This is a genomic window from Asticcacaulis sp., from assembly GCF_047605585.1.
Lineage (GTDB): Bacteria > Pseudomonadota > Alphaproteobacteria > Caulobacterales > Caulobacteraceae > Asticcacaulis.
Map to the genome: position 1 here is coordinate 120041 of NZ_JASGFK010000008.1, position 15530 is coordinate 135570.

Consider the following 15530-nt stretch of genomic DNA (forward strand, 5'->3'; position numbering starts at 1 on the left):
TGGCCTGACAAGTGTTAATTGGCTTTTGGCGTCAACTCAAGGGTCGTTTCAGCTGCACCCAGTTTGACGATATAGGCGCCGCGCTGCATTTCTGCGTTGGCGGTGTAGGGTTTGCCGTCCTTCGTGGTGGTCGCCACGTTCAGGACCGCTTGTGGGGTATAGGCATCGGCGGCCGCCAGTGTCGCCGTGACCTTGCCCGTCGCCGGATCATAGCTCACCGCGGTAAACTTGCCGGCATCGAGGGTGAGCCACAGGCCCGCCGGCGCGATGAAGAGGCGGGCGCGGGCGCTGTCGGTCGGCTTGAGCGTCACCACGCTTCCCGCCTGCCCGTCTGCCTGACTGACATTGCCGCCGAAGCCGGCCCAGCCGAAGGTCGGGTGATCGACCAGATAGGCGGCGGCGCTGACAGCATGACCATAGAAGCTCATCCCATAGTCGCCGCTCATATCATCCCAGTGCATCGCGTCGGGGAAGGAGTGGAAGGCCGAACCGGCAAAGCCCTCGCTGTCGATATTGGTCAGCGACCCCATCAGACCGCCGTAAGCGACACGCAGGAGCTGGAAGTCGGACGGATTGGCGCGATAGGCGTCAAACAGGGGCACGGCGTTGAGCGACGAGCCATAGTGATGCAGCTGGCGCTCGATGCGCGACTGCTTGCCGGCATAGAGGAAGTCCCAGAAGCGGCGCGCCGAGCCGTTATAACCCCAGTGCGGGATGGTCGGATCATAGGCCAGGATGACCTCGCGGGTCACATCGGCGGCCTTTTCGTCCCCGAAATAGCGCGACCACATATAGACCTCGGCCTGACCGGTCGAATCCCACGGCATTTCCGAGCCGAACGGATATTTCAGTGTCTTCCAGATGTCGGCGCGGCCCTTCATCATCGTCTCGATCTCGGCCGCTTCGTCTGTATAGCCTTCGCGCTTGAGGTCCTGCAGGATGTAGACGAATACATCGCCTTCCATCTGGCCGAACTGGGTATAGTAAGGCGCCTTGGTCATCATCGCCTTGGTGGTCTCGGCGGCGCGCGTCAGATAGGTCTGCCAGGTTTCCTTGGTCGTCAGGCCGTCGTGATAGCGGCCGAGGCGGTACAGCGTCCACCAGGCGGCGGCGACGTGCGGATAGTTGTAGGAGCGGCCAAGATCGGCGGCGCCCTCGCGGTCCCAGGCCGACCAGGTGTTCCAGTTCAGCTTGGGATCATAGGTGCCTTCCGGCATGGTCTTCGGATCGTAGAACATCACCGACTTGCGCACGCCATACTTATCCGAGCCATCCGGCGTCTGGATCTGCCCCCACAGGGTGGTGTCGGCGAACTGCTCGAACTTGGCCACCTCTTCCGGCACCGGATTATCGAGCTGCTTCATGATGGTGGCCAGCCACGAACCGGCCCCGCCCTCATCGCTCAGGCCGGAGATCCAGACGCGGTTGTCCTGGGTGATGATCTCGTTCTTGTCACGGTCATAGCCCATGATCGACGGGCTGCGCTTGAAGGGATCGGACGGATTTTCGTACCACTGCTTCGTCGTCAGGAAATGGCCCATATCGGCCACCACCTGCTGCTCCGGCTTGGTGACGAGATACTGCACGGTCTGAACCGAGCCATCCGCATAGGTGATAGTCATACGCGCACGGCCGTCAATCTTGCCGGTGACGGCGTATTTTACCCAGCCGTCCTTTGCCTTCTGCGCCGTACCAACCTCAAGCGCGCCTTCCGGGAAGATGCTGACAGATTTCACCGTCTGCGCCGAATGGACGAACAGTTCGGCATCGGTATCGGTCGGCACCACATAGCCCGGCAAACCGACGACGACCGGACGGCCATTCTGCATCAGGGTGGTCTCGATTTCGCGGACGCCCGGCGACAGCACAAAGCGCACGCCGATGGTCCGGCTCTCGCCCGCCTTCAGGACCAGAGAGGTCGTTTCGTTCCACTGCTGGATGCCCTTCCACTCGGTATCGGCGAAGCCCTTCGAGGCGACCATCCAGTCGTAGAAACCCTCGAAGGTCATGTTGCGCTGTTCAGGGTCGTTATAGATCTTCAACGACTTGTCCGGATTGCGTTCGTTCAGGATCGGCTTGTACAGCTCGAACGGCGTGTTCTTTTCCGGCAGGACCAGCAGCGAAGGCCCCGCGCCATTCAGGCGGTTGACCTGGAGATAGCCGGCATCACGGCCGACATAGGGGTCATAGAAGGAAGCGGTTTCGTGGGCATCGTCGAGATGACGGCCGGTGATAATGTTGTCGAACACCATCGGCAGACCTAAGCCACCGATCTCGATGGCGGTCTTGCCCGGATTGGTCAGGGTATAGCGCAGAACCAGCTTGCCGGCGACGACCGACCAGGTGCGCGTCACCTTCAGCGGGAAACCGGCCCCAAGCGAAGGCGTGATATCAGCGGCGGCCAAAGCGCCCTTCACCTTCAGCGGCTTGACCCTGGTGCGCTTGTAGGCGGTGGAATAGTCACTCCAGGCCTCACTGCCCACGGTCCGCAGACGCAGGTCGAGATCGCCGATACGATAGGCCCCATCACCTAGGCGCTGGGTAAAGCGGTTGGCCGGGGCGAAGTCGAACCCATCCTTCGCCGCCTTGGGCGCCAGCGACACCAGGGTCTGCGAGGTCTCCTGCAGCGACAGCATGAAGTCCGGCGTCTCGAAGACTGAAACCTGCGCGTCCGGGCTGTTCCATGGATGCGACGCGGCCGCCACCGGTTCCGCCGCGACGGCCGGCACGCTTGCAGCGCCCAGGACCAGCACCGTCGTCAGGACCATCAGGCTGGAACAGGTGCGTAAAATGTGGGCGGGCGGGCGAAGGGTCATAGCAGGCGCTTTCGTCAGCGAGTATTGAAACAAAGAAGGCGCCTGCCGCGCCGGAGTGACGAGCGCGACAGACGCATAAAGTTTGTCCCGACGGGCGCGGCCTGATCACGGGAGTGAGATCGGCGCGGCCGGCGGAAAGGGTGATCCGGAACCAGATCAGGAAGCACAATGAACTGCCGCCGCCACATAACGGCCGGAGAACCTTCGACGGACATCAGACCGGATAGAAACGCTACACGCCGGACTGAACAGCAGGACATTGGTCAAGGGGCGCGCCGTTCCAGGGAGGAAGTGGTGGAGGCCAATTGACTGAGTAAACTAAAACACCGATCCGGCCATCCGTCAAATATAAATTATACGATTTTATGACGGCCTGATTTATTTCCGCTTTTTCAGATTCTTAGCCGGACGGATGATAGCGGTCCCACCGCCGGACCCCGCCAGTTTCAGGGTCAGGCTATCTGCGGCCGCCACTTTTTGTACGACACGATCAAGCGCGGTCGGCGCCTTGCCATCCTGCCAGACGGTCGCCTCGTAGCTGCCACCGCCCAGGAAGTTCAGCGGAATCGTCACGTCCCTGCCCTGCTCGTTGGTCATGGCGCCGATATACCAGACATCTCCCTTACGTCGGGCCGTGACGATATATTGACCGATATCACCTTGCAGCACGCGGGTCTCGTCCCAGGTCGTCGGCACGGCCTGAATGAAATCGACGCCATCTTCCCAGCTGCCATCTGCCTTCTTGTAGGCCTGCGGCGCATCAGCCACCATGACCAGGGGACTGTCATAGACGACATACATGGCGATGGCCTGACCGCGCGTGGTCTGGGTCAGCGGGTGGTCTTCGTGGATTTCGAAGGTCTGCGGCGTCCGGTTGCCGAAGCCGCCGGGCGTATAGTCGATCGGCCCCAGAATCATCCGCGTGAACGGCAGGGTGACGTTATGCGTGGCGGTGATGCGTGTCGTCCACTTGTTGTATTCCGCCCCCAGCACGCCTTCCTGGGTGATGTAGTTCGGATAGGTCCGCAGCAGGCCCGACGGGGCATAGGCGCCGTGCAGGTCAACCAGCAGATGATGATCGGCCGCCTTTGGCAAAACGCGGCGATAATAGTCGGTGATATCCTGATCGGAGCGGTCCATGAAATCGACCTTGATCCCCGCCAGGCCCCACTTTTCGTAGGCTGCCAATGCCTCATCCAGCTGCCAGTCGAGCTGTTGCCATTGCAGCCACACCATGACGCGGACATTGCGCTCTTTGGCATATTTGATGATCGCCGGCATATCGACGGCGGCAATCGGTTTGGTCACATCGGCGCCGGGCTTCGGCCGCGTCGAGGAACCGGTGTACCAGCCTTCGTCGATGAGGATGTAATCGAGCCCCATCTCGTGGGCGAAATCGACATAGGCCTTGTAGGTCTCGGTATTGATACCCGGATTGGCCACCGGCGCGCGGAAACCGTTCCACCAGTCCCAGGCGCTTTTGCCCGGCTTGATCCAGGATGTGTCCTTGATCTGCGAGGGGCTGCCGAGCGTCGCAATCAATGTTGATTCGACCAGCGCGCGCGGGCTGTCACCCACCATGATGACGCGCCACGGCGTCTTCACTTCGGCATCGCCGGCGAACTTCGCCACATAGGGCTTGATGTCGTCCGCATCGGTGCGCGGCGGCAGGTGGATGGCGACACCCAGCTTGTTGTCGCCGGTGCGCGAATAATAGGTGGCCGGATAGTGGTCGATATCGGATTCGGCCAGGGCGAACGCGCTCTCCCCTTGCCCGGTCTTACAGACCAGGGGCGAATCGAACAGGCTGTGGTCGCGGATCAGCGAGGCCTTGACCGGATCGAACTCGCCTTCATGAGCATTGTGGAACTTGCCGAGATTGAGCCCCCAGCAGTCATAATCTCCTGAAAAAGCGAACTCGGTCTTCTCGCCGTAGAGGCCATAGGCCGCCCCCTGCGCCGGCAGGACATAGCGGAAGGCGACGCCCGTATCATAGACGCGGAAAATCAGGGTCAGCTCACGGCTGCCACCGGTCTCATGGAAGGTCAGGGTCGTTTCGTTGTAATGGTCCGGTGCGGTCGCCGCCTTGCCGGCCACGATGGCATAGGTGTCATTCACCGAACGCGTGGTCACCGCCGGGGCATCAAACCCCTTGGCGCCGAAACCTGTGAGATCGGTGCGCAGGCCCAGTTCCGATGGCGCGATAAAGGTCTGGCCGTGGGAACTGACACTGTATTTCGGCAGGGCGCCATCGGCCTTGTCGATCGTCACAGCGATCTGACCATCCGGAGAGGCGACATTCCACGTCTCCGCATGGACGGCACCGGCGGCCAGCAGGGCAAAAACAGAAGCACTGAAAAGGGTTTTGAAATGGGTCATAAAAATAGTCTCGCTTAATTTGTTTTCAGGGCCGTTGCTGTCGGATTGGTTTCCGGCAGCGCGTTCCAGTCGGGCGTCGGTTCGTTCCGCAGATAGCGCACGAAGTAATCATACTGGCGGCGCAGGCCATAGCTGAAATCGCCGACATTGCGCAGGGCGCCGTGACCCTGGTTGGGCGCCACGATCAGATCGAAATCCTTGCGCGCCTTGATCAGATTATTGACCACCTGCATCGTCGAGGACGGATCGACATTCGAATCCTGCTCGCCGACGATCATCAGGATATGGCCCTGCAGCCGCCAGGCATTCTCGACGCCGGACGACTTCGCATAGGACTCATCGACCGGCCAGCCCATCCATTCCTCGTTCCAGCTGATCTTGTCCATGCGGTTGTCATAGCAGCCGGCATAGGCGACGGCGGCCTTGTAGAAGTCCGGATGAAATTCCAGTGCGCCCAGCGAGCTTTGTCCGCCGGCCGAGCCGCCATAGATGCCGACGCGGCTGATGTCGTACCACGGATATTTCGCCGCCACCGCCTTGTGCCACAGGATGCGGTCTGGGAAGCCGGAATCGCCGACATTCTTCCACGCCACATCATGAAAGGCCTTTGAGCGGTTCATCGTGCCCATGCCGTCGATCTGCACGACGATGAAACCGAGATCGGCCTGGGCCTGCATGCCGATCACCTTGTCGCCGCCCGAATGCAGGCCGAACGGCCAGAAGGTCTTGGGCACGAAATTGTCATGCGGCCCGGCATAGATGTTCTCGATCACCGGATATTTTTTGTTCGGATCGAAATCGCGCGGCCGCACGATGATGCCCCAGATATCGCTCTTGCCGTCGCGGCCCTTGGCGGTGAAGACCTCCGGCGCCTTGAAGCCGGCGGCCACCAGTTTCGAGATATCGCCGTGTTCGACCTCGGTGACCAGCGCGCCATCGGCGGTGTGCAGTTCGGCGATATTGGGCAGGTCGATACGGGAGTATGTATCGACATAGTAGGTCATATCGCTGGAGAAGCTGACATCGTGCCAGGCGTCGGTCGTGGTGATCGGCGTCAGGTGTTTGCCGTCGAAATCGACGCGGAAGACGTGCTGGAAGTACGGGTCCTTGCCGGGATACATGCCGCTGGCGGCAAACCAGATCTGGCGCTTCTGGTCATCGACCTTCAGCACCTTGCGCACGATCCAGTCGCCCCTGGTGATCTGGGTCTTCACCTTTCCGGTGGTCTGGTCGTAGAGATAGAGATGGTTCCAGCCATCGCGCTCCGACATCCAGATCAGTTCATTGCCCAGACCGCCGACATCATGGCTATAGCGCCGCTCGATATTGACGAAGGTATCGGCGTGATCCTCGGCGACGATGCGCGCCGCACCCGTTTTGGCGCTGGCTTCGATCAGGCGGTAGGCCTGATGGCCCCGCTGATCATATTCAAAGGTGATGGCCGAGGAATCCGCCCGCCAGCTGATATCCGACATAGTGTAGGGATTGGGGAACAGGTCGAACGACACATTGACCTGCTTTTTCGCCGCCACATCGAACAGCACCGGCCGGTCGATATCCACCGCATCGCCCGGCTTCGGATAAAGCTGGGTGGCCAGTTTCGGTTCCAGCTCGCCTTCCGGCGACGACACCACGCGTGTGACATGGCGCGCAAAACCGGGGCGCACCCGATAGGCGGCCAGCTTTTGCGAATCCGGCGACCAGACAATCGACTGCGGATCGTAGAATTCGCCCTCTGAGCCATCGGTGCTCAACACGGTCACCGCACCGCCGGCTGCTGGTTTGACCACCACATTGAAGCCCTGCACGAAGGCCACCCACTTGCCATCCGGCGAAGGCTTCGGGCTGTTTTCGGCTGGAATGGTCAGGTCGCGCACCACACCGAATCCGCGCGGCTGACCCGCGCCTTCCGGCACGCGGGCGCAGACATAGTCGGTCAGGGTACAGGACCAGGCATTGTCCTCATCGAGATAAGCCACAAGCCCCTTGCCGCCCTCGGTAAAAGTGACGGAGGTCATCGGCTCGGTAAAGGGCAGGTGCAGGCCTGTGTAGGTGCCGCCCAATGCCTTACCCAAGGATGCCGCCAGCCGGTCCTGATCGAAGGCCGGAGACTTCTGCTTCGTATCGGCATCCATCATCACGAACTCGAAACCGCCCGGCACGGTCTTGCGGTAGATGAAGCGGTGCGTGCCCTCGATCCATTGCGCCGGCTCGGCGATATTCTCGGTCAGGCCGGACCAGTCATTGCGCAGGTTGAGCGAACGCTCATAATCGGCCACAGTGGGCGCGGCTGAAGCGGAAACGGCCGTGAGAAGCGCCATAGCCAGTGTCAAAAGTCCTGTTTGCGTCCGCATTTTCATCCTGCCCTCTTGCCAATCCTGAGATACCGGGCATGATGTATACTATATACCGAACACCGAACAAGCCGTTATTCAGGGAGTCCCGTTATGCGCCACCTTCTGACCACCACAATCCTGACCGGCCTGTTGATGGCGACCACAGGCATTATTGAAGCTGGGGCCGAAATTCCCAAAGGCGGCTGGGTGTTCGATTCCTCGCCGGATTATCCCGGCTTCACCCGTCTGGTGATCGAGGAAAAGAAGGGGCAGTTGTCGGGCAAGGTGACATCGAAATGGTATGGCGACCTGCCGCTGACCGACCTCCATGCCGATGGCGATAATCTCGTCTTCAAGCTCTATAACGGCAATCCGCGCGTCACCATGACTGATATCGTGGTCAAGCCGGAGGGCAAATCGGTGCGGATGACCGGCAAGGTCTGGTATCAGGATTTCGACCTGACCGCCCACAAGGGCAAGCGTTCGGAACTGAAGGCGCTCGATTTCCCGACCTTTGCCCTGCCCACCAAACGCGTGGTGACGCAAAAGCCGCTGGCCGCCACCCCGCCGATGGGCTGGAGTTCGTGGAACAAGTTCGCCACCGATATCAATGACCAGACGATCCGCGAGATCGCTGACGCCCTGGTATCGAGCGGCCTGCGCGACGCCGGCTATGTGTATGTCAATATCGATGACGGCTGGCAGGGCGAACGCGATGCTCAAGGCGCGCTGCACCCCAACAAGAACTTCCCGGATATGAAGGCTCTGGCCGATTACGTTCATGCCCGTGGCCTGAAACTCGGCATCTATTCCTCGCCGGGACCGAAGACCTGCGCCGGCTATAGTGGCTCCTACGGCCATATCAAGCAGGACGCCGACACCTTCGCCGCCTGGGGCATCGACTACCTGAAATACGACCTGTGCTCAGGCGAAGCCTTCTACAATACCGCCGAAACCGTCTACGCCGTCTATCAGGAGATGGGCGAGGCACTGAACGCCACCCCGCGCGACATCACCTACTCCCTGTGCGAATATGGCCGCTTTGATGTCGGTTCCTGGGGTCGCGAGGTCGGTGGGCACCTGTGGCGCACCACTGGCGATATCGAGGACAAGTACGACGTCATGGCCAAGCTCGGCTTCGACAAGAACGGCGTCGCTCACCACACCGGCCCCAATGGCTGGAACGATCCCGACATGCTGGAAATCGGCAATGGCGGCATGACCCAGGACGAATACAAGACACACATGTCGCTGTGGGCCATGATCTCGGCGCCGCTGGTGCTGGGCAATGATGTCCGCCACATGAGCCCGGAAACCCTGTCGCTGCTGACCAATAAAGAAGTCATCGCCATCGACCAGGACAAGCTGGGCGCGCAAGGCCTGCCGGCGAAAAAGGACGGCACGACCGAGGTGTGGACGAAAAAGCTGGCCGATGGCTCCACCGCCGTGGGCCTGTTCAACCGCGGCGAGGAAACCACCCTGATCAGCGGCAGCTGGGCCGATATCAATGTGACGGGAAGCACCGTCCGCGACCTGTGGGCGCACAGCGACCACCGCGCCGACGAGGGCTATGCCTACGCCGTGCCGAAACATGGCGCCGTCCTGCTGCGTGTGATGCCGTAAGCTTTGATTCCGGGGGATTTGATATGCGTGTTTTCCTGATCGCCACCTTTGCACTTGTCTTCGCAGGCCAGGCCCTCGCCGATACGCCGCCACCGGCCGAGAACGCCGTCACCACCACGCACAGCGTGACGGTCAATGGCCGCGCCCTGCCCTACAAGGCGGCGGCGGGCAATCTGATCCTGCGTGACGCCGATGGTGCGCCCACGGCCAGCGTCTTCTATGTCGCCTATACGGTCGATCAGCCGAAAGGCGCCGCGCCGCGTCCGGTCACCTTCCTGTTCAATGGCGGTCCCGGCTCGGCCAGCCTGTGGCTTCACATGAGCGGGCTCGGGCCCGTGACGGTCCATACCAATACGCCGAACCCGACCGGCCCGGCGCCCTATGATGTCGCCCCCTCCGGCCAGACCCTGCTCGACAAGACCGATCTTGTCTTCATCGATGCCATCGGCACCGGCTTTTCACATGCGTTGGGCGAGACCAGGCCCGGCAGCTTTTGGGGCGTCGACCAGGATGCAGCGGCTTTTACCCAGACCATCACCCGCTACCTGACCGTCAACAAACGCTGGGGTTCACCCAAGTTCCTGTTCGGTGAATCCTACGGCACCACCCGCGCCGCCGCTCTGGCCTACCAACTGCAGAACAAGGGCGTTCAGATCAATGGCGTGGTGCTGCTGTCTTCCATTCTCGACTTCTCGCCCCTGCTCGCCGGTCAGGATCAGGCCAGCATCAATGCCCTGCCGACCTATGCCATGGTGGCCGCCTATCACGGCCGCTCAACCTATACGGGTGACTAGACCGGCCTGCTGCGCGAGGTCCGCACATTCGCACGCGGCCCTTACGCCGCGGCTCTGGCCAAGGGCGATGACCTGACACCGGAGGAACTGGACAGCGTGGCCCGTACGCTTTCAGGCTACACAGGTCTGTCGGTCGATTACCTGAAGCGCGTCGCCCTGCGCATTGACATGGAGACCTTCCGCCGCGAACTGCTGAAGGACCAGACCCTGATCACCGGCCGCTTCGACGCCCGCTTCAAGGCGCAGGATTCGGTGCGCGCCGCCGGTGGGTCCTTCGATCCGGCCACCGACGATCCGGCGACGCAAGGGGTTTCCAGCGCCTATCTCTCGGCCTTTCAGGACTATCTGGCCAACGATCTGGGCTATATTTCCGATACACCCTATCTGGCACTCAACAACATGACGGTGGAACCCGCCTGGGACTGGCACCACAAGGCGCCAGGCTATGACGAGGTGATGACCACGCCCAATACAGCGCTCGATCTCGCTGCCGCCATGCGCTTCAATCCGCAGATGAAGGTGCTATCGATGAACGGCCTCTACGATATGGCCACCCCGTTCTTCGCGACCGAAAACGACCTGTCGCACATGCTGCTGACCCCGGCGCTGAAGGCCAATATCACCATCGGCTACTATGCCTCAGGCCATATGACCTATGCCGATCCGGACGCATTGAAGCAGATGAAGATCGATCTGGCGAAGTTCTACGATACGGCAGGGGCGCACCCGTAAGTTTCAGTTCCGCCGGTGCTGCGACAGGAAGGCCCACATGGCCTCGTTATCAGCCAGCCAGGTGTGCGTGCCGCCGACCGTGATCCGGCCCGCGACATCGGCGCCCTCCCGGCAGCCGCTATAGCGTTCTTCGTAGACACCGGCAGCCACCCATTGCGAGGTCGGCGCACCGGTGCAGCCATTGAGCTGCGCCCATCTCTGCTCGGCGGCGTGCATGGTGTATTGCCAGTAGCCCGCACCACCGCCCTCAATCGGATTGGTGGTGTCCTTGTCGCCGGCAAAGGCGATGACCGGCACCGGCCGCGACGGTTGGCAGGTGGCCGGATCGGGCGTTTGCGGATCGGCCTTCGACGGATTACCGGCGCGCAGGCCCACCACCGGCGCGATGGCAGCGAAACGGTCGGCATCGACGCAAGCCAGCCAGGAGGTCATGCGCCCGCCGCCGGAAAGACCCGTGGCATAGACGCGGGTAACGTCCACACAACCCTGCCCCACCAGCCAGTCGATGGCCTGGCCGACAAAGGCGACATCATCGGCATCGTCCTGCGTCGGAATCTTGCCCGTCACCGTCGGCACGCCGGGGATATTCCATACAAAGCCGCCGCCATCGACCGGAATCCCGCCATCGGGCGCTACGAGAATAAAGCCATGACGATCGGAGGTTGCCTCCAGATGCGAGTTATGCAGCATCCCCGCGCCCGTTCCGGTGCTGCCATGAAACAGGAACAACAGCGGCAGCGGCCCACCGTTCGCATCCGCGGGTATATGGACCAGAACAGACCGCCCCGTATGACTGATGGCCACGCCTTGCGTCACCCCCACAGTACCAATCCCGCATCCGGCGGCGTGAGCGATACCGCCCCAGCCCATGAGCATAGCGGCCATAAGGCCATAGAACCATTTCGCCATTCGGGCCTCCCTGTTGGCGGCTACCCTATGGCCGGTATCTCAGGGCGTCAACCAGCAGGGCGAAGGCGGGCGACTGCTGGCGGCGGCTGGGATAATAGAGGTGATAGCCCGGAAACGGCGGGCACCAGTCGGCCAGCACCCGCACCAACCGGCCATCGTCCATTGCCGCTCGCACCACGTCCATCGGCAGGCAACCGAGTCCCAGCCCCCGCACGGCCCCGCTGACCACCTGGCTGCCGGTATTGAAGATCAGTTGGCCATCGACCCGTACATTCAGCTCACGCCCGCCCTTTTCCAGCTCCCAGGCATAGAGCCCGCCACGCGTCGGCAAGCGCAGATTGATGCAGTTGTGCGCAATCAGATCCTGCGGCGTCTTCGGTTTCGGGTGGGTCGCGAAATAGGCCGGCGATCCAACCACAGCCATCTCGACATCGGGACTGATGCGCACGGCGATCATATCCTTCGCCACCTGTTCGCCCAGCCGGATGCCGGCGTCGTAGCGTTCGGTGACGATATCGGTCAGGCTGAGGTCGACCGTCACCTCGACCCTGATGTCCGGATATTGCGGCAGCAGCCGTTCCAGCACCGGCATCAGCAGGCTTTCCGCCGCATGTTCGCCGCTGGTGATGCGGATGGTGCCCGCCGGCTTGTCACGCAGGGCGGTCAGGGCCGTCAGCTCGGCGTCAATCTCGTCGAACTTGGGACCGATCGTCTGCAACAGGCGCTCACCGGCTTCGGTGGGCGCCACACTGCGCGTGGTGCGGGTCAGCAGGCGCACGCCCAGCCGGGTTTCCAGCGCCCGCAGGGTATGGCTGAGCGCCGACTGCGAGACACCCAGCTTGGCCGCCGCACGGGTAAAACTGCCTTCGCGCGCCACGGCGATAAAGGCCATCAGGTCATTGAGGTTGTCGCGCGCCAATTCATGATCCTTGCTCATAAGTCCATGCCGATATTGCCATCTAATCCAAACAATGGCCATGCCCTATATTGCACCGCATATTGGTTCCATCGGAGATTTACAGATGCAAACACGCAAACTCGGTACACAGGGCCTTGAGGTCTCGGCGCTCGGCTTCGGCTGCATGGGGCTCGACTTTTCCTACGGCCACAAGGGCGAGCACTCGGAAAATATCAGACTGCTGCGCGCCGCCGCCGATCTCGGCGTCACCTTCTTCGATACCGCCGAAGTCTACGGCCCCTTCACCAACGAGGCCCTGGTCGGCGAAGCGCTCGCCCCCGTGCGCGACCGCGTGGTCATCGCCACCAAGTTCGGCTTCAATCTCAGCGATGACGGCGCCGTCAATCTTCAGGGCCTGAACAGCCGGCCGGAACGCATCCGCGCCGTCGCCGAGGCCTCGCTGAAACGCCTGAAGACCGACGTCATCGACCTCTTCTACCAGCACCGTGTCGACCCCAACGTACCGATCGAGGATGTGGCCGGGACGGTCAGGGACCTGATTACCGAAGGCAAGGTGAAATATTTCGGCCTGTCCGAAGCCGGCGCCCAGACCATCCGCCGTGCCCACGCCGTTCAGCCGGTCAGCGTCCTGCAAAGCGAATATTCGATCTGGTTCCGCAAGCCGGAAGCCGAGATCATCCCGACACTCGAAGCGCTGGGTATCGGTTTCGTGCCCTATTCGCCGCTCGGCAAGGGCTTCCTGACCGGCGCCATGACGGCCGCGACCACCTTTGCCGACAACGATTTTCGCAAGAACCTGCCGCGCTTCGCCCCCGAGGCCATGCAGGCCAACCAGGCGATGATCGACCTGTTGAAGACCATCGGGACACAAAAGGACGCCACCCCGGCCCAGATTGCACTGGCCTGGCTGCTGGCGCAGAAGCCGTGGATTTCACCCATTCCCGGCACGACCAAGCAGCACCGACTGGAAGAAAACCTTGGCGCAGCCAATATCGAGCTGACTACCGCCGATCTTCAGCAGATCGAAACCGCCGCCGCGCGGATCGAGGTCCACGGCAATCGCTATACCGAGGCGCTTGAGGCGCTGACCGGACGCTGATCATGGCTAATCCCTTTGCCGATATTGCGCCCGCACTGGCCGATTACACCGATAATGTCCTGTTCGGCGATGTTTGGGAACGGCCCGGCCTGAGTTCGCGCGACCGCAGCCTCATTACGGTGTCGTGTCTTGTGTCCGGCTACCGGATCAACGAACTACCCTTTCATCTCAAACGGGCGCTGGAAAACGGTGTCACGCGCGACGAGCTGATAGAAACCATTACACACCTGGCCTTCTATGCCGGCTGGCCCTCCGCCAGTTCAGCCCTAGCCATCGCCCGGCGGGTGTTTGAAGAGACAGGAGACAAGACATGACACAGAATATTGAAAACAAGGTCGTCGTCATTACCGGCGCCTCAAGTGGTTTAGGTGAGGCCGCCGCCCGCCTGCTGAGCGCGCAGGGCGCGAAAGTGGTTCTGGGCGCGCGCCGTCTGGACCGCCTGCAGGCCCTGGCCACGGACCTGAACCTGCCCGAAGACGCCATTGTCCAGACCGATGTGACGCAGGCCGATCAGGTCAAGGCCCTGGTCGATCGGGCGATCCAATTGCATGGCCGCATCGATGTCATCATCAACAATGCCGGCATCATGCCGCAATCCCTGCTCGAACGCCTGAAAATTGACGAATGGGACCAGATGATCGACGTCAATATCAAGGGCGTGCTCTACGGCATCGCCGCCGCCCTGCCCCATATGCAGGCGCAGAAGAGCGGCCAGATCATCAATGTCTCGTCGGTCGCCGGTCATAAGGTCGGTCCCGGTGGTGTGGTCTATGCCGCCACCAAGCACGCCGTCCGCGCCCTCTCGGAAGGTCTGCGCCAGGAGGTAAAGCCGTACAACATCCGCTCGACCGTCATTTCACCGGGGGCCGTCGATACCGAACTGCCGGCCAGCGTCACCGAACCCGAAATGGCCGCCGCGGTCCGCAGCCGCTACGAAAAATGGGCCATTCCGGCCGATTCCTTTGCCCGCTGCGTGGCCTTCGCCATCAGCCAGCCGGAAGACGTCGATATCAACGAAATCCTGTTCCGCCCCACCGTTCAGGATTACTAGTTTCGTCAGACGCACTTTTTAACCGAAAAGTGCGTCACACTTTTCGTAAAGTGCTTTAGCCGGCATAGCGGCTCGGCGGCACACCCAGTAACCGCCGGAACATGGTCGAAAAGGCGGCGGGGCTGTCATAACCGAGATCGAGCGCTATGGCCGTCACGCTTTCGCCGTCGGCCAGGCGCGGCAGAGCTTCCAGCAGGCACGCCTGCTGCCGCCATTCGCCGAAACTCATGCCGGTTTCCCGCCGGAAGGCCCGCGTAAAGGCGCGACGATCCATACCCAGATCCACGCACCAGCGATCGATGGTGGCGTGGATATCCGGGGCCTCCAGAAAGGCATGGCAGCGCGCCGCCAGCTTTGGCGAGGTCGGAAACGGTACCGACAGGGCCACGCGCGGCGCGTTACCCAGTTCGGCCGCCAGCAGCGACATAACCAGTCCGTCCCGGCCATCGACCTCGTATTCCGCCGGGATGGACGAGGCCGCAATCAGCAGATGACGCACAAGCGGCGACACGGAAATCACCACCGTGGCATCGCCCAGCGCCACCGCCGTCGCTTCATCGAGCAGCAGGCTGCGCGTACTGACCGCGCCCACCATGCGCACCGAATGCGGCATCCCCGCCGGCGTCCAAATGGCGCGTTCCGGTGGGGCGATCCAGGCGCCATGCGGTGTGCTGAGGACGATCACGCCGGTCGCTGCATAGATCAGTTGCCCCCGCCCATGGCTGTGCCAGTCCAGTTCGAACGACGGCGGATACTCATTGCTGATCCCCACCACCGGCCGCGGTACATGGTCGTAATCATCCGGATTGGTCCAGGCTCCGGCCACGTTTAGTGTCCCACTCTCGAAATAGATAATCCCACTACGGAATGCG

At 61.8% G+C, this 15530-nt stretch carries 12 protein-coding genes; 6 read left to right on the forward strand and 6 right to left on the reverse strand.

Going from position 1 to position 15530, the window contains the following annotated elements:
- Window positions 1-14 precede the first annotated feature (14 nt).
- The 3 genes from QM647_RS16400 to QM647_RS16410 form a co-directional block, all read right to left on the reverse strand.
- A complete protein-coding gene (locus QM647_RS16400) occupies window positions 15-2816 on the reverse strand; it encodes a DUF5695 domain-containing protein (protein ID WP_414996628.1) in 2802 nt (933 codons plus the stop codon).
- Between the two features lie 378 nt (window positions 2817-3194).
- On the reverse strand, window positions 3195-5195 hold the full coding sequence (locus tag QM647_RS16405) for a glycoside hydrolase family 97 protein (protein ID WP_414996629.1): 2001 nt from the start codon (window positions 5193-5195) through the stop codon (window positions 3195-3197).
- A gap of 14 nt (window positions 5196-5209) precedes the next feature.
- Window positions 5210-7516 carry a DPP IV N-terminal domain-containing protein gene (locus QM647_RS16410; RefSeq protein ID WP_414996630.1) on the reverse strand — a complete coding sequence of 769 codons (2307 nt, stop codon included), beginning with the start codon at window positions 7514-7516 and terminating at the stop codon, window positions 5210-5212.
- A gap of 126 nt (window positions 7517-7642) precedes the next feature.
- Between QM647_RS16410 and QM647_RS16415 the strand changes: the two genes are divergently transcribed.
- From QM647_RS16415 to QM647_RS16425, 3 genes are all read left to right on the forward strand, one after another.
- A complete protein-coding gene (locus QM647_RS16415; RefSeq protein ID WP_414996631.1) occupies window positions 7643-9154 on the forward strand; it encodes a glycoside hydrolase family 27 protein in 1512 nt (503 codons plus the stop codon).
- A gap of 23 nt (window positions 9155-9177) precedes the next feature.
- Window positions 9178-9948 (forward strand): S10 family serine carboxypeptidase-like protein, encoded by a 771-nt coding sequence (locus QM647_RS16420; protein WP_414996632.1) that lies wholly within the window; start codon window positions 9178-9180, stop codon window positions 9946-9948.
- A gap of 96 nt (window positions 9949-10044) precedes the next feature.
- Complete coding sequence (locus tag QM647_RS16425) at window positions 10045-10680, forward strand: hypothetical protein (protein WP_414996633.1); 636 nt, start codon at window positions 10045-10047, stop codon at window positions 10678-10680.
- Window positions 10681-10683: 3 nt separating this feature from the next.
- On the opposite strand, the gene QM647_RS16430 is transcribed toward QM647_RS16425, so the two are convergent.
- Both QM647_RS16430 and QM647_RS16435 read right to left on the reverse strand, forming a co-directional pair.
- Window positions 10684-11589, reverse strand: coding sequence for an alpha/beta hydrolase family esterase (locus QM647_RS16430; RefSeq protein ID WP_414996634.1), 906 nt, complete (start codon window positions 11587-11589; stop codon window positions 10684-10686).
- A 25-nt stretch (window positions 11590-11614) separates the two neighbouring features.
- Window positions 11615-12526, reverse strand: a complete 912-nt coding sequence (locus QM647_RS16435) for a LysR family transcriptional regulator (RefSeq protein WP_414996635.1) — start codon at window positions 12524-12526, stop codon at window positions 11615-11617.
- A gap of 85 nt (window positions 12527-12611) precedes the next feature.
- Here QM647_RS16435 and QM647_RS16440 point away from each other — a divergent pair, with 85 nt between their 5' ends.
- The 3 genes from QM647_RS16440 to QM647_RS16450 are packed head-to-tail and all read left to right on the forward strand — an operon-like array spanning window position 12612 to window position 14658.
- Complete coding sequence (locus QM647_RS16440) at window positions 12612-13607, forward strand: aldo/keto reductase (protein WP_414996636.1); 996 nt, start codon at window positions 12612-12614, stop codon at window positions 13605-13607.
- Window positions 13608-13609: 2 nt separating this feature from the next.
- Window positions 13610-13921 carry a carboxymuconolactone decarboxylase family protein gene (locus QM647_RS16445; protein ID WP_414996637.1) on the forward strand — a complete coding sequence of 104 codons (312 nt, stop codon included), beginning with the start codon at window positions 13610-13612 and terminating at the stop codon, window positions 13919-13921.
- The gene (locus QM647_RS16450; protein WP_414996638.1) at window positions 13918-14658 is read left to right on the forward strand and encodes an SDR family oxidoreductase; all 741 of its coding nucleotides are present in this window, start codon (window positions 13918-13920) and stop codon (window positions 14656-14658) included. The genes QM647_RS16445 and QM647_RS16450 overlap by 4 nt, the downstream gene beginning before the upstream one ends.
- Before the next feature lie 55 nt (window positions 14659-14713).
- Here QM647_RS16450 and QM647_RS16455 read toward each other — a convergent pair whose 3' ends face one another.
- The gene (locus QM647_RS16455; RefSeq protein WP_414996639.1) at window positions 14714-15484 is read right to left on the reverse strand and encodes an AraC family transcriptional regulator; all 771 of its coding nucleotides are present in this window, start codon (window positions 15482-15484) and stop codon (window positions 14714-14716) included.
- Between the last annotated feature and the right edge of the window lie 46 nt (window positions 15485-15530).

What these genes read in the sequence shown, in the direction of transcription:
- QM647_RS16405 (WP_414996629.1), bottom strand. Translation starts at nt 5,195, where the DNA reads ATGACCCATTTCAAAACCCTTTTCAGTGCTTCTGTTTTTGCCCTGCTG.
- QM647_RS16410 (WP_414996630.1), bottom strand. Translation starts at nt 7,516, where the DNA reads ATGGCGCTTCTCACGGCCGTTTCCGCTTCAGCCGCGCCCACTGTGGCC.
- QM647_RS16435 (WP_414996635.1), bottom strand. Translation starts at nt 12,526, where the DNA reads ATGAGCAAGGATCATGAATTGGCGCGCGACAACCTCAATGACCTGATG.
- QM647_RS16415 (WP_414996631.1), top strand. Translation starts at nt 7,643, where the DNA reads ATGCGCCACCTTCTGACCACCACAATCCTGACCGGCCTGTTGATGGCG.
- QM647_RS16440 (WP_414996636.1), top strand. Translation starts at nt 12,612, where the DNA reads ATGCAAACACGCAAACTCGGTACACAGGGCCTTGAGGTCTCGGCGCTC.
- QM647_RS16445 (WP_414996637.1), top strand. Translation starts at nt 13,610, where the DNA reads ATGGCTAATCCCTTTGCCGATATTGCGCCCGCACTGGCCGATTACACC.
- QM647_RS16400 (WP_414996628.1), bottom strand. Translation starts at nt 2,816, where the DNA reads ATGACCCTTCGCCCGCCCGCCCACATTTTACGCACCTGTTCCAGCCTG.
- QM647_RS16420 (WP_414996632.1), top strand. Translation starts at nt 9,178, where the DNA reads ATGCGTGTTTTCCTGATCGCCACCTTTGCACTTGTCTTCGCAGGCCAG.
- QM647_RS16430 (WP_414996634.1), bottom strand. Translation starts at nt 11,589, where the DNA reads ATGGCGAAATGGTTCTATGGCCTTATGGCCGCTATGCTCATGGGCTGG.
- QM647_RS16450 (WP_414996638.1), top strand. Translation starts at nt 13,918, where the DNA reads ATGACACAGAATATTGAAAACAAGGTCGTCGTCATTACCGGCGCCTCA.